The organism is Halomonas caseinilytica (assembly GCF_001662285.1).
GTDB classification, from domain to species: Bacteria; Pseudomonadota; Gammaproteobacteria; order Pseudomonadales; family Halomonadaceae; genus Halomonas; species Halomonas caseinilytica.
Genome location: NZ_BDEO01000005.1, coordinates 1 through 13,181 on the forward strand (window position 1 = coordinate 1; position 13,181 = coordinate 13,181).

Consider the following 13,181-nt stretch of genomic DNA (forward strand, 5'->3'; position numbering starts at 1 on the left):
GGTGGCCGGATTGACGGTGGCGAAGGTCTCGCCGCCGATGGCCGCGACGAAGGCATCGTCGATATAGGCACGGGTCTCGAGACCCTGCTCGACCAGCGTGACGGCCAGCGCCCGCCAGTCGGCATGGGTTTCGGGGGACTCGGTGGCGAGAATCGGCGTTTCGGATCGGATCATGTCGTTCATGTCGACCTCCTGTTCTCAGGACGCGCGGCTGGCGCGCTCGACAATGGCATCGCAGAGCACCTGAGCACCCGCGGCACAGTGTTCCGGTGTGGCGTATTCGGCCTCGTTGTGGCTGATGCCGTCGCGACAGGGCACGAAGATCATGGCGGTCGGCGCGACGCGGGATACATAAACGGCATCGTGGCCGGCACCGCTCATCATGCGGCGGTAAGGCAGTTCCCGTACGCGAGTCGCCCGCTCCACGGCGGCGACGCACTCGGGGGCGAACTCGACCACCGGCGAGGCCCAGATCCGCTCCTGGGACACCGTCACGCCGAAGCTCTCGCCGACCTCGACGAGCAACCGCTCGAAACGCTCCTGCAGGATGTCCAGCTCGCGCTCCACCACGTGACGCAGGTCGATGGTGAGCCGCACCTCGCCGGGCACCACATTGCGCGACGCCGAGACGATATCCAGACAGCCGCAGGTGACCTTGGTATCACCGCTTTCATCGGCCAGGGCATAGGCCTGCAGCCGGTCGATCAGGTGCGCCGCCGCGGCCAGGGCATCGCGTCGATAGCGCATGGGGGTGGGGCCGGCATGGGCCGATTGGCCCGAGAGCGTCACGTCGAACCAGCGCATGCCCTGAACACCGGTCACCACGCCGATGGTCTCGCCTTCTTCCTCGAGCACCGGCCCCTGCTCGATATGCAGCTCGAAGAAGCTGTCCAGACGGGGCTCGCCCACCGGCAACTCGCCGGCGTAGCCACAGGCCTCGAGAGCCTCGCCAAGCGTCACGCCGTCGCGGTCCTCGCGGGCCAGGGTCGACTCGACGCTGAACGCACCGGCATAGGTGCCGGAAGCGACCATGGCCGGCGCGAAGCGGCTGCCTTCCTCGTTGGTCCAGACCACCAGCGCCAGCGGCCGCTCGGTGACGATGCCTTGGTCCTCCAAGGTGCGGAACACCTCGAGCCCGGCCAGTACACCGAGAATGCCGTCGAAGCGACCGCCCTTGGGTTGGGTGTCCAGATGACTGCCCATGGCCACCGGGTCGAGATCGTCACGCCTGCCGGCGCGGCGGATGAAGATATTGCCGATGCGATCGACCCGCCAGGTGCAGCCGAGCGACTCGCACCAATCGAGCAGCAACCGCCGACCGGCGGCGTCTTCTTCGGTCAGAGCAAGGCGGCAGCTGCCGCCGTTCTCGGTGGGGCCTATCTCGGCCATGGCCATCAGGCTGTCCCACAGCCGCTGGCCATCGATGGAAATCGTCATGGTGAGCCTCTTCGGTCGTTGTTCGTCATGACAGCGACCTTACGAGGGCAACGCGACTCCCTGATATACCCCAATCAGGATATGTTGACGATAGCGCCCGCGACGAGAACGAATGCCTGGTCGACAGCGGGGGCACCTCAGCAGCATGCCGCCTTCCCACGTTCGGGGTATATTGACGGCGTATCGTCCCGCCCTACCTTGTTCGGGGGTTGTACCCGCACCACCCCAGATACCACCTCCGGAGGACCCTGCACCATGACCATCATGCCGGCCGCCTCCCGGCAATACGATTGCCACAGTAGCACCGACTGGTTCACCCTGAGCGCACAGCATGACGCCTTCCGGCTGCGCTGGGATCAGCCAGCGGGGCGCGGCTGGGAGACCTGCTATCGCCTGCCCCCCGGCCTCTGGCTTCGCACCCTCGACCTGGAGCAGGCCTCGGGCTGTCTTCCGGCCTGGATCCCTGGCGGCCACCTGACCCTGGCCGGCATGCTGGACGGCGACACTGCCCTGGAAACCCCGGAAGGGGAGGCCTTCGATCTGGGAAACGGTCAGTTGTTGTGTAGCCATCGTCGTCAGGGTACTGCCTTCCTGGACCGCTGCCCCGAGCCAGGGCGCTACCTGATGGTGCTGCTGATCCTCGATCCGGAACACCTGCGCCGGCCTCCCTTCGGGCTCACCGCCAGCGATGTCGCCCGCTTCGCCCCGGAGATCGACGGCAATCGACGCCTGCCCCTGGATACCGCGTTGCGCCGCTGCCTGAGGGACATGGCCTCGCCGCCCGTGGACCCACACCGCCTACTGCTCTACCTGCAAGCCAAGATCAGCGAATTCCTCTGCTTGCTACTGAGTTCCCCTGCACAGACATTCCCAGCCCCGAGACTAGAACCCAGGGATCGCGAAGCCCTGGAGGCAGCGCGGCGCCGACTGCTCGCCGACCTAGCCCGGCCACCGCACCTCGCCGAACTGAGCCGCGCCATCGGCATGAGCGAGAGCAAGCTCAAGCAGCGCTTTCGGGAATACCACGGCCAATCGCTCACCGACTGCCTGCGCCAGGCGCGCCTGCGCGAGGCCGAACGACTGCTGGACGACGAACGCCTGCCCATTGCCCGGATCGCCGAGACCCTGGGCTACGAGCACCCGGCCAACTTTACCACCGCCTTCAAGCGCGCGCTCGGCCTGACCCCACGGGACTATCGCAAGCATCGTCGCCAACGGCTTGCCCACTGAGCCCAGCGCTTGTGCTGGCGATCATCCTGCCATGGGCGAAGCTCCGTCTCGTCGCAATAGTTTTCCGGCTCGCCGCAAAACATCACCACCCCCGGCCCTGATAGCGTGATGGATATTCCCATCCATAATCACAATCAAGGGTCCCTTCATGACTCCCGACTCCCGTACTCCGGCTGTCCGTGCTCCCTTCCCTCGGCGCCTCGACCCCGACGGCTATCTCGCCACCTTTCTGGTCTCCCTGGCTGGCTTTGGCGGCCTGGTGGTACTGGCGGTACTGCCCCTGCTGGTCTCTCGCCTGGTGGTGGAGCTCGGCCATAGTGAGGCCCAGGCCGGAATGGTGGTCTCCGCCAACCTCTTCGGTAACGCCCTGGGCATGCTCGGCGTCGCCGGGCTGCTGCGCCGCACCGGCCTCAAGGCCCTAGCAGCGGGGGGCGCCGGCCTGATCCTGGCCGCCGAACTGACCTCCCTGACCGTCACGGCCCTGGCTCCGCTGGTGTTGGTCCGCCTGGCCTCCGGGCTCGGCGGCGGCCTACTGGCCGGCGCCGCCTATGCCTGGGCCGCCCGACGCCACCACCCCGAACGCGGCTACGCCATGCTGCTATTGCTGCAGTTCCTCGGCGCGGGCCTGCTGTTGTTGCTGCTCGAGGCGCCGGTGACCCACTTCGGCCTGCCCGCCCTTTACCTGACCTTCGCCGGCTGCGCCCTGCTGGCACTCTGCTGCATCCCCGCCATGGGCCGCACGGCCCCCGACGACACCGCGCCCTTGGGCAGCGCCCGCCGTGGCACCAGCACCATCTGGCGGGACTGGCGGCTATGGGGCCTGCTACTGGCCATCGCTCTTTTCGAGATCGCCAACGCCGGCGCCTGGGCCTTCCTCCAGGCCTTCGGCCAAGCGCTGGCACTGCCCGCAGCACAGATCCATGGCGTCACCGTGATCGCCGGAGGCATCGGTGGCATCGGCGCCCTGGCGGTGATGTGGCTCGGCGAGCGCCGGGGACGCACCCGCCCCCTTGCCGGGGGACTGTTGCTTTCACTGGCCGCCACTGCCGCCCTGCTGCTGGATCAGGGGCTCACTCTCTACGCCGCGGCAGTGATGGTGTTGAGCATCTGCTGGGCATTCACTCTGCCCTATCTACAGGGCGCTTTGTCCCAACTGGATCGCCACGGCGAGCTCACCGCCATCGGCTGCTTCGTGATGATGTGCAGTCTGTCCCTGGGCCCCTGGTTGGTCGGCCTGGGCATCGATGCCGGTGGCAGCTCCCTGGGCCTGCTGCTGATCCTTGGCTGCTTCGCCACCTGCCTGGCTACCGCCCTGCCGGTGACCCGACTCACCGATGCCGTGCCCACCCCCACCGAGGAGATCACCCCATGAATCTGGACCTTTGTTACCTGAGCGCCCGGGAGTGCCTGAATCGCTTCCGCCGCGGCAGCCTCTCACCCGTGGAGCTGCTGGATGCGCTGATCGAGCGCGCCGAGGCCCTGGAACCGCGCATCAACGCCTTCTCCTTCACCTATTTCGAGGAGGCCCGCGAGCAGGCGAAGCGGGCCGAGCGCGCCTGGCGCAACGGCACCGCCCGCCCCCTGGAAGGTATCCCGGTAGCGATCAAGGACGAGCCAATGATCGAGGGGCGCCCCACCACCAACGGTTCTCTACTGCTGGAAGGTTATGTGGCCGACTATACCGATCCCCTGCCACAACGACTCCAGGATGCCGGTGCCATCATCCATGCCCGCACCACCACCCCGGAATTCTCCATGTCGCTAGCCACCTGGTCGACATTGTGGGGCGTGACCCGCAACCCCTGGAATCCCAGCTGCACCCCCGGCGGCTCCTCCGGCGGCGCGGCGGCGGCCTTGGCCGCCGGCACCACCATCCTGGCCAGCGGCAGCGATATCGCCGGCTCGATCCGTATCCCCGCTGCCCTCACCGGCACCGTCGGCTTCAAGGCCCCCTGGGGTCGGGTTCCCGAGGTCTATCCCTGGAACCGTGAGTCTTTCGCCCAAAGCGGCGGCCTGGCACGGTCGGTCGGCGATATGATCCTGATGCAGAACGTCATCGCAGGTCCCCACCCCTACGACCTATGCTCGCTGCCCGCCTACACCCTGCCCGAGCGCCAGGCCTCCATCGCCGGCATGCGCATCGCCCTCTGCCCCGACCTGGGTATCTTCGCCGTGGACCCGGAAGTCCGCCAGGCTCTGGCGGGCGCCGCCGAAGCGCTGCGCGACCTGGGGGCCGACGTGGAGGTCGTCAACCTCGATTGGCCCGACGAGGCCGGTCGGGTGATCATGCAACACCTGATGTTCCAGGCCGGTAGCGTCTTCCATGAACAGTTGGGTGATGACATCCCCATGGACAAGCTCACCTCCTATGCCCGCGAGATCGTCGAGGGCCGGGCCGAGGTCAGCTTCGAGGACGAGAAGGCCGGCTGGCGAATCGCCGACACCATGCTCCGCGAGTTGCAGGACAAGGTCTTCCTGGCCGGCTTCGATGCCCTGGTCTGCCCCACCATGGCCACCACCCGAATCCCGGCCGACTACGATCAGACCCACGACGTCCTGACGGTGGACGGCCGCCAGGCCGACGGAGTGACCGGCCTGTGCCTGACCTATCCCTTCAATATCCTCAACCGCTTTCCGGTACTCTCTGTGCCGGTGGGTGCCGGCGCCAACCACGTGCCCATCGGCATGCAGATCGTCGCGCCGTCCTACGACGACGCCACCGCCTTCCGCATCGCAGGTGACCTAGAGCACGTGCTGCCGCCCCCCTTCGCCGCCGGTCGACGGCCGATCCTGTCGTAACCACAAGACGCCGACCATCAGCGCCTCTTCTCCGGTATCGGCCCCTGTGTGCCCATAGTCGCAGGGGCCGATCTCGTTGTCGCGGCAGCCACCGAGCCTCTGCCGCCATATACCCCAATGAGGATATGTTCGACGACCGTCGAGGCTGGCTAGGCTGGCCGACACTCGACAGGAGGTATTGCCATGACCACAAGCACAACGCGTACCGAACTCGACGCCCAGACACTGTGGCGCCAGGACCGGGACCACTTCATCCATCCCTTCACCGATTACAGCACCTTCCATGAACAGGGCTGCGACCTGATCACCGACAGCGACGGCATCTACGTCCAAGATGCCCACGGCAACCGTTTCATCGACGGCATCGCCGGCCTGTGGTGCGTCAACGTCGGCCACGGTCGCGCAGAGATCGGCCAGGCCATGGCCGATCAAGCCACGCGCATGGCCTACTTCTCGACCTTCAACAACCTCTCCAACGCACCGGCCGCAGAGCTGGCCGCCAAGCTCTCCGAGCTGGCGCCGGCCCACCTCAACCATGTCTTCTACAGCTGCGGTGGCTCGGCGGCCAACGACGCCACCATTCGCCTGGTGCACTACTACTTCAACCGCCTGGGCAAGCCGAACAAGAAGCGCATCATCTCGCGCAACAACGCCTATCACGGCACCACTTACATGGCCGCGACCCTGACCGGCATCGCGAGCAACAACTGGGAATTCGATACCCTCGAGCACCTGGTGACCCACCTCAGCGAGGCAAACTGCTATCGTCGCCCCGAGGGCATGAGCGAGGCCGAGTATTGTGACCACCTGGTGGCCGAGTTCGAGGCGACAGTCGAACGCATCGGCGCCGACAATATCGCCGCCTTCATTGCCGAGCCGATCATGGGGGCCGGTGGCGTGCTGGTGGCCCCCGAAGGCTATCATGCGCGCATGCAGGCGGTATGCCGCGCCAACGACATCCTCTTCATCGCCGATGAGGTAGTGACCGGTTTCGGTCGCCTGGGACACTTCTTCGCCTCGGAGAAAGTGTTCGACACCCAGCCGGACATCATCAACTGCGCCAAGGGGCTGTCCTCCGGCTACGCCCCGCTGGGCGCGACCCTGATCTCCGACGAGCTCTTCGAGGTGCTGGGCACGCCCCAGGGAAAGGGCGGCGTGTTGAGCACAGGCTTCACCTACTCGGGCCACCCGGTAAGCTGCGCAGCGGCGCTCAAGAACATCGAGATCATCGAGCGCGAGGGCATCTGCAAGAACGTTCGCGAGGTGGGCCCCTATCTGGAAGAGCGGCTCAAAACCCTGTCGCACCACGCCACCGTTGGCGACGTGCGCGGCAGCCACTTCATGATGTGCCTGGAAAACGTGGCCGACAAGGCGACCAAGGAGCTGCTACCGGTCGAGGCCCGCGTCGGTGACCGGGTCGCCTTCGAGGCCCAGCAGCGCGGCCTGATCATCCGCCCAGTCGGGCATCTCAACATCGTTTCTCCCCCGCTGATCTGGACGCGGGACACCATCGATCGCGTGGTCGACATCCTCGACGAGGCCTTCGGTGCGGCGACCAGGACGCTGCGCGAGGACGGCTTCCTGTAAGACCGACCGCCCGGTCGTCGCTCGGCCGGGCCCGTCAACCAACAACGACAAATAGAGAGCGACCCATGGAAACCTATGGCGCCTGGAGCCTGATCCCCACGCTGGTGGTGCTGGGAATGGCTATCCTGACACGACGTACCATCGAATCGCTGCTGACCGGTTGTCTGGTCGGCCTGTTGATGACCGACCCCACCCATGTGGTCTCCCGAGGCTCGGACATCCTGCTCGACGTGCTCGGCAACGATACCGTCACCTGGATCATCCTGGTCTGTGGCCTGTTCGGCAGCCTGATCGCCCTGCTGGTCAAGACCGGCGGTGTACTCAGCTTCGGCGACACCGTGACCCGACGCATCCATAGCCGCTCCCAGAGCCTTCTGACCACCTGGTTCCTGGGACTGATCATCTTCGTCGACGATTACCTGAATGCCCTGACCATCAGCGCCTCGATGAAGAAGATCACCGACCGCTTCGGCATCTCCCGGGAGAAGCTGGCCTATATCGTCGATTCCACGGCCGCACCGATCTGCATTCTGGTGCCCTTCTCCACCTGGGCGGTGTTCTTCGCCGGCCTGCTCGAGGAGAACAATGTGACCGGCAATGGCATGAGCCTGTACATCGAGGCCATTCCCTTCATGTTCTATGCCTGGGTGGCTGCTGCCATCGTACCGCTGGTGGCGATGGGCTGGGTGCCCAACCTCGGCCCGATGAAAGCCGCCGAGGCGCGCGCCGTCGCCGGCCAGCCGATGCCCGACGGGGTCGACGACAACGCCCTGGAAGTCGACGAGAGCAAGCCACGCCCTCATCTCCTCAACTTCCTAGTGCCCATCGCCACCCTGATCTTCTTCACCTGGTATTTCGACATCGACATCCTGCGCGGCGTGATCGTGGCGCTCGCGGTGACCCTGACGCTGATCCTGTCCCAGCGCCTGCTCAGCTTCCACGACACCTTCGACACTGCCCTGGAGGGCTTCAAGGCCATGATCATGCCGCTGGGTACCCTGGTGGCCGGCTTTGCCCTCAAGGAGGTCAATGACGTACTGGGGCTGACCGACTTCGTGATCGGCACCGTCCAGCCGCTGATGACGGCCGGCCTCCTGCCGGCGGTGGTCTTCATCACCATGGCCTTTCTGGCCTTCGCAACGGGATCCTTCTGGGGACTGTTCGCCGTGGCCATGCCTATCGTGCTGCCACTGGCAGAGAGCGTTCAGGCCGACATGCCCCTGGTGGTCGGCGCCCTGATCTCGGCCAGCGCCTTCGGCAGCCATGCCTGCTTCTACGGCGATTCGACGGTGCTTTCCGCCCAGGGCAGCGGCTGTTCACCGATGGCCCACGCCCTCACCCAGTTGCCCTATGTACTGATTGCCGCGGCCATCGCCACTGCGGTATTCCTGACCGTCGGTTACCTGTGAGAGCGCCCATGATCACACCAACCTCCTCTGCCACACCTGTCAGTCTCGGCTTTTCCATGCCGGCCGAATTCGCGCCCCACGACGCCTGCTGGATGCTGTGGCCACAGCGTCCCGACACCTGGCGCTATGGCGCCAAGCCGGCCCAGCAGGCCTTCGTCGAGGTCGCCACGGCCATCGCCGAGAGCGAGACGGTGTTCGTCGGCGTCAACGACGAGCAATACGAAAACGCCCGCAATCAATTGCCCGACAGCATCCGCGTGGTGGAGCTTTCCAGCAACGACGCGTGGATGCGCGACGTCGGCCCGACCTTTCTGACCCACCCGGATGGCCGGCTGGCTCTGGTGGACTGGGAATTCAACGCCTGGGGCGGGCTCGAGGGCGGGCTCTACTTCCCCTGGGACAAGGATCGCCGCATTCGCACCAAGATCGCCGAGATGCTCGGCGTCGAACGCTTCGTGGCGCCGGTGGTGCTGGAAGGAGGCGCCATCCACGTGGATGGCGAGGGCACGCTGATCACCACCGAGGAATGCCTGCTCAATGCCAACCGCAACCCGAATCTCTCACGGGACGACATGGAACGGGTCCTGCGTAATACCCTGGGCGTGGACACCATCATCTGGTTGCCACGCGGCTGCTACCTGGACGAAACCGATGGTCACGTCGACAACCTGTGCTGCTTCATCGCCCCCGGTGAGGTGGCCCTGAACTGGACCGACGACGACACCGATCCCCAGCACGCCATCTCCCGAGAGGCTCTGGCGATCCTGGAACAAGCCCGGGATGCCCGGGGGCGCCCCCTCAAGGTGCACAAGCTGCCCCAGCCCGGTCCGCTGACCATCGAAGAGGACGAGGCCAGCGGTATCGACCGGCTCAGCCACTCGCATCCGCGCCGGCCCGGCGATCGCATGGCCGGCTCCTACGTGAACTTCTACATCGGCAACTCGGTGGTCGTGATGCCGCTGCTCGATCCGGCAAGGGACGACGAGGCCAGAGCCATCATCGAGGGGTTGTTCCCGACGCGTCGGGTGATCGGTGTGCCGGCCCGCGAGATCCTGCTCGGCGGAGGCAACATCCACTGCATCACGCAGCAGCAGCCCCGACGGCATCGCCGTCAAGCATGACAAGGAAGGTGACGGCCACGCGTCTCACAGCACCAGGTGGAGGACCAACGCCGTTCCGCCCACCAGCAGGGCGGTGATCACGGCCAGCGTCACGACCCTGTCCAGCCAACGGTCGAAACACGACCAGTCGAACCGCCACCGCCGACTCGGCACATGTCGCCGAGTCGGTGCATGCCGCCGGGTCGCGCCAGTCCGCTTGCGAGTCCGCGACATCCCCGCCATTTTTCCTCCAGCCCCCTGAGCGCCCGCAGCATTACCGCGCGACCGTCTCCATCCATGTGGTCAATCTCGCCGTCCTGGCGAAGAGAAACGCCAATATTCCGAGTATAAATAAACGCACGTTGCATGACATGCCTGGCATACGTCTTGTCGGCATCATCGTACAGGCAGAACACGCCCGATCGTGCCCTTCCCCATTGTTTCTGCCCGGCCTCGCCCTCACTTATAAATAAAGCATGCTAACTTTTGGAGCCTCCCTCATGCCCCGACTGGCCGACACGCCCCTCTCCGTACTGGACCTGGCCCCTATCCGGCAGGGCGGCAACGCCGCCGACAGCTTCGCCGAGAGCGTCGCGCTGGCTCGCCTGACCGAACGCCTCGGCTTCACGCGTTACTGGGTCGCCGAGCACCACAGCATCGATGGCATCGCCAGCGCCGCCACCGCCGTGCTGATCGGCCACCTGGCCGAGCGAACCTCGCATATCCGCGTGGGCAGCGGAGGCATCATGCTGCCCAATCACCCGCCCTTGGTGATCGCCGAGCAGTTCGGCACCCTGGAAACCCTCTACCCGGGCCGCATCGACCTCGGCCTCGGGCGCGCCCCGGGCTCCGACGGCGCCACCATGGCCGCCATGCGTCGCGACCCGCGCGCCGGCGTCGACGACTTTCCCCAGCGCCTCGAAGAACTGCGCGGCTTCCTCGACGACGAGCGAGCCGACCAGCGCGTACGCGCCATTCCCGGCCAGGGCACCAAGGTGCCACTCTGGCTTCTCGGCTCCAGCGACTACAGCGCGCGACTGGCCGCCCGCGAAGGCCTGCCCTTCGCCTTCGCCGCCCAGTTCGCTCCCGCCCAACTGCACCACGCCCTGCGACTGTATCGCGACAACTTCCAGCCTTCTTCAGTGCTGGATGCGCCTTACGCCATGGTCGGCCTGCCGGTGGTCGCCGCCGACAGCGATGAACGGGCTGAGTTTCTCGCCTCGACGGCACGCCAGAAATTCCTCGGCATGATCCGCGGCCATCGCACCAAGGCCCTCCCTCCGGTAGAGCGACTCGACTGGACGCCCCTGGAACAGGCACAGGTCGAGCAGTTCTTCGGCGCCGCGGTCATCGGCGGCCCCCAGCGCGTGCGTGACGGGCTCGACGCCTTCCTCGACGCTACCGGTGCCGACGAGTTGATGATCCACACCGACGTCTACGCGCAAGAGGATCGCCTGCGCAGCTACGAAATTCTCGGCGAACTCTGGCAGACTGGCCGCACGGAACATTCATGACGCAACGCTTTCCAAGTGGCAGTCATTCACGGCACGGTCGCGATGCGGCCGGCCACCATGGAGATTCCCATGCCCAACCCCAATGACCCGCGCAGCAACGCCGCCTGGCGCGCCGCGCAACAGTGGCAGCAGCGTGCCCGCCAGGCCAAGCCCGGCGGCAATGTCAGCGGTATCAAGCTGCTGTTCACCTGGCTGTTCTTCGGCGTGATGATGATCATCGGCACCGTGATCGGCCTGGTATTCCTGCTGATCGGCTGGGCCATGCTGCCCTTCCTGCGGCACCGCATGAAGAAACGCATGGAGGAAATGCGCGCCGAACAAGCCCAGGACATCGGCGGCGAAACCTACCGCGAGCCCCGCTCGAACGACCGGGCGCGGGACCATCAGGTGCTCGAAGGCGACTACGAGACCCGCGACGACCGCTCGAATTCCTGAGGCGACTCGGCGGCAGCGTGTCGCTCAGCGTCCACCGGAGGGCGGATCACGCTCTTCCCTGAGGGCCTCGACCTCCTGGCGCAGCGCCTGGATCTCGCCATACAGGTCGCGGATCAACTCACGACTGGCACGGTGCTGGCGCGCGTTTTCGTCGTCCTGTTCCTCGACGAACAGCGAACCGACATAGGCGGCGAAGCTGCCGAACATGCCAACCCCGGCGACCATCAGCATGGCCGCCACGATACGACCCAGGGTGGTGATCGGATAATAGTCCCCATAGCCCACAGTGGTGACCGTGACGAAGGCCCACCACAGCGCCTCCTCGGCGGTGTCGATGCTGCTCTCCGGGTTGGGGCCTTCCACCATCAGGATCGTCATGGACCCGAAGGCTATCAGCAGCAGGGTCGCCGTGGTGACCGAGACGAAGAAGCCTTTGGCGCGGTTGCGGAACAGCACGCGCCAGATCATGTGCAGTGACTTGATCGCCCTCAGCAGACGAATGACCTGTACAACGCGCACCAGGCGGCCGGCAAACAGCCAACCGGCGGGAATGCTCGCCACCAGGTCGATCCAGCCCCAGCGCATGAAGCGCCACTTGTTGCGAGCGGCTCGGAAGCGGATGCAGAAGTCGGCAAAGAAGAACATGCAGACGAACAGATCGATATAGTGCAACAGGCGCGACATTTCGGGCGACAGAGTGAACAGCACGTCCACCGCCAATGCGCCGAGCACATAGATCGACAGTACCAGGATCAGCAACTGGAAGGGGGATAGACGATCATCCATGGACGGCTACCGGGTTGCGACAATGGGTCTTCGCACCTTACCCGGCCGAGCTAGTCTTGTCGCCCCGGAGGCGGCATCACGCACAGGACGAAGGCGCCGCCGTTTCACGAATGTCTCGCGCCTCCGGCAGGTGTTTCTGCAATAGCTCGATGCGCGATTCGTGTGCCGGGTGGGTCGACAAAAATTCCGGCGGCTGGTCGCCCCCGGCGGCGGCCATGTTGTGCCATAGCGCCACACTCTGAGCCGGGGCGTAGCCCGCCTCGGCCATGATCATCAGGCCCATCAGGTCGGCCTCTTCCTCATGAGTGCGACTGAAGGGCAAGGCAATGCCCAAGCGTGCCCCGATGCCCAGCGCTCGCTGCAGCGGCTCCTGGCCAAGTTCGCCCTCGCCAAGTAGCCCTACCAGTATCAGCACGCTCTTGATGCCCAATTGCTGGGTCATGCGCTCGTTGCCATGATCGGCCAGCACATGCCCGATTTCGTGCCCGATCACCGCCGCCAGCTGTGACGGCGTCTCGGCTACCCGCAACAAGCCGGCATGCACGCCAATGCGCCCGCCCGGCAAGGCGAAGGCATTGGGCGATGGCCGGTCGAACACCACCACCTCCCATTCATCGGGCATGTCCACTTGCGGATACCGACGCCGCGCGGCGGCCAGCAGCTCCCGGGACACACATTCCACCTGCTGATTGATAGCCGATGTGGTGGCAATGGGTCCTTGCTGGCGCATCTGCTCGAAGGTATCCGCCCCCATCTGCGACATCAACGCATCAGGCACCAGCGCCAACTGCTGACGACCGGTGGGCGTCTGATCGCAGCCCGCCAGCAGCAGGCCCAACAAGAGTCCCAGCCATCCTCGCATCACCATTCCTCGACTCACGGTA

12 protein-coding genes and 1 pseudogene are annotated in these 13,181 nt (G+C 65.6%); 8 read left to right on the forward strand and 5 right to left on the reverse strand.

The window, feature by feature from the left end; genetic code table 11:
- Window positions 1–183, reverse strand: a pseudogene (locus HSDC_RS05645) (aldehyde dehydrogenase PuuC); the annotation flags it as partial.
- Window positions 184–198: 15 nt separating this feature from the next.
- Complete coding sequence (locus HSDC_RS05650) at window positions 199–1,437, reverse strand: M20 family metallo-hydrolase (RefSeq protein WP_064698975.1); 1,239 nt, start codon at window positions 1,435–1,437, stop codon at window positions 199–201.
- A gap of 255 nt (window positions 1,438–1,692) precedes the next feature.
- Between HSDC_RS05650 and HSDC_RS05655 the strand changes: the two genes are divergently transcribed.
- The 6 genes from HSDC_RS05655 to aguA all read left to right on the forward strand — a co-directional run bounded on the left by HSDC_RS05655 (window position 1,693) and on the right by aguA (window position 9,583).
- The gene (locus HSDC_RS05655) at window positions 1,693–2,667 is read left to right on the forward strand and encodes a helix-turn-helix domain-containing protein (RefSeq protein WP_064698976.1); all 975 of its coding nucleotides are present in this window, start codon (window positions 1,693–1,695) and stop codon (window positions 2,665–2,667) included.
- A gap of 148 nt (window positions 2,668–2,815) precedes the next feature.
- Window positions 2,816–4,039, forward strand: coding sequence for an MFS transporter (locus HSDC_RS05660; protein WP_064698977.1), 1,224 nt, complete (start codon window positions 2,816–2,818; stop codon window positions 4,037–4,039).
- Window positions 4,036–5,466 (forward strand): amidase, encoded by a 1,431-nt coding sequence (locus tag HSDC_RS05665; protein WP_064698978.1) that lies wholly within the window; start codon window positions 4,036–4,038, stop codon window positions 5,464–5,466. Before HSDC_RS05660 ends, HSDC_RS05665 begins: the two co-directional genes overlap by 4 nt.
- Before the next feature lie 183 nt (window positions 5,467–5,649).
- Window positions 5,650–7,053: an aminotransferase gene (locus HSDC_RS05670; protein ID WP_064698979.1), complete on the forward strand. Its 1,404-nt coding sequence runs from the start codon at window positions 5,650–5,652 to the stop codon at window positions 7,051–7,053.
- A gap of 65 nt (window positions 7,054–7,118) precedes the next feature.
- The gene (locus tag HSDC_RS05675; RefSeq protein ID WP_064698980.1) at window positions 7,119–8,462 is read left to right on the forward strand and encodes a Na+/H+ antiporter NhaC family protein; all 1,344 of its coding nucleotides are present in this window, start codon (window positions 7,119–7,121) and stop codon (window positions 8,460–8,462) included.
- A gap of 8 nt (window positions 8,463–8,470) precedes the next feature.
- Window positions 8,471–9,583, forward strand: a complete 1,113-nt coding sequence (aguA, locus tag HSDC_RS05680; RefSeq protein ID WP_064698981.1) for an agmatine deiminase — start codon at window positions 8,471–8,473, stop codon at window positions 9,581–9,583.
- A gap of 24 nt (window positions 9,584–9,607) precedes the next feature.
- Here aguA and HSDC_RS05685 read toward each other — a convergent pair whose 3' ends face one another.
- Window positions 9,608–9,796 carry a hypothetical protein gene (locus tag HSDC_RS05685; protein WP_064701067.1) on the reverse strand — a complete coding sequence of 63 codons (189 nt, stop codon included), beginning with the start codon at window positions 9,794–9,796 and terminating at the stop codon, window positions 9,608–9,610.
- Window positions 9,797–10,062: 266 nt separating this feature from the next.
- On the opposite strand from HSDC_RS05685, the gene HSDC_RS05690 reads away from it, so the two are divergent.
- Window positions 10,063–11,076: an LLM class flavin-dependent oxidoreductase gene (locus tag HSDC_RS05690; RefSeq protein WP_064698983.1), complete on the forward strand. Its 1,014-nt coding sequence runs from the start codon at window positions 10,063–10,065 to the stop codon at window positions 11,074–11,076.
- 69 nt (window positions 11,077–11,145) lie between these two features.
- Window positions 11,146–11,511 (forward strand): hypothetical protein, encoded by a 366-nt coding sequence (locus tag HSDC_RS05695; RefSeq protein WP_064698984.1) that lies wholly within the window; start codon window positions 11,146–11,148, stop codon window positions 11,509–11,511.
- Window positions 11,512–11,535: 24 nt separating this feature from the next.
- Here the strand turns inward: HSDC_RS05695 and HSDC_RS05700 are convergent, their stop codons facing one another.
- Window positions 11,536–12,297 (reverse strand): ion transporter, encoded by a 762-nt coding sequence (locus HSDC_RS05700; RefSeq protein WP_064698985.1) that lies wholly within the window; start codon window positions 12,295–12,297, stop codon window positions 11,536–11,538.
- Window positions 12,298–12,373: 76 nt separating this feature from the next.
- Window positions 12,374–13,159: a M48 family metallopeptidase gene (locus HSDC_RS05705; protein WP_064698986.1), complete on the reverse strand. Its 786-nt coding sequence runs from the start codon at window positions 13,157–13,159 to the stop codon at window positions 12,374–12,376.
- Window positions 13,160–13,181 lie beyond the last annotated feature (22 nt).

Excerpts from the sequence above, each read along its gene's own strand:
- HSDC_RS05700 (WP_064698985.1), bottom strand. The coding sequence starts at position 12,297 with ATGGATGATCGTCTATCCCCCTTCCAGTTGCTGATCCTGGTACTGTCG.
- aguA (WP_064698981.1), top strand. The coding sequence starts at position 8,471 with ATGATCACACCAACCTCCTCTGCCACACCTGTCAGTCTCGGCTTTTCC.
- HSDC_RS05670 (WP_064698979.1), top strand. The coding sequence starts at position 5,650 with ATGACCACAAGCACAACGCGTACCGAACTCGACGCCCAGACACTGTGG.
- HSDC_RS05655 (WP_064698976.1), top strand. The coding sequence starts at position 1,693 with ATGACCATCATGCCGGCCGCCTCCCGGCAATACGATTGCCACAGTAGC.
- HSDC_RS05685 (WP_064701067.1), bottom strand. The coding sequence starts at position 9,796 with ATGTCGCGGACTCGCAAGCGGACTGGCGCGACCCGGCGGCATGCACCG.
- HSDC_RS05660 (WP_064698977.1), top strand. The coding sequence starts at position 2,816 with ATGACTCCCGACTCCCGTACTCCGGCTGTCCGTGCTCCCTTCCCTCGG.
- HSDC_RS05675 (WP_064698980.1), top strand. The coding sequence starts at position 7,119 with ATGGAAACCTATGGCGCCTGGAGCCTGATCCCCACGCTGGTGGTGCTG.
- HSDC_RS05650 (WP_064698975.1), bottom strand. The coding sequence starts at position 1,437 with ATGACGATTTCCATCGATGGCCAGCGGCTGTGGGACAGCCTGATGGCC.
- HSDC_RS05690 (WP_064698983.1), top strand. The coding sequence starts at position 10,063 with ATGCCCCGACTGGCCGACACGCCCCTCTCCGTACTGGACCTGGCCCCT.
- HSDC_RS05665 (WP_064698978.1), top strand. The coding sequence starts at position 4,036 with ATGAATCTGGACCTTTGTTACCTGAGCGCCCGGGAGTGCCTGAATCGC.
- HSDC_RS05705 (WP_064698986.1), bottom strand. The coding sequence starts at position 13,159 with ATGCGAGGATGGCTGGGACTCTTGTTGGGCCTGCTGCTGGCGGGCTGC.
- HSDC_RS05695 (WP_064698984.1), top strand. The coding sequence starts at position 11,146 with ATGCCCAACCCCAATGACCCGCGCAGCAACGCCGCCTGGCGCGCCGCG.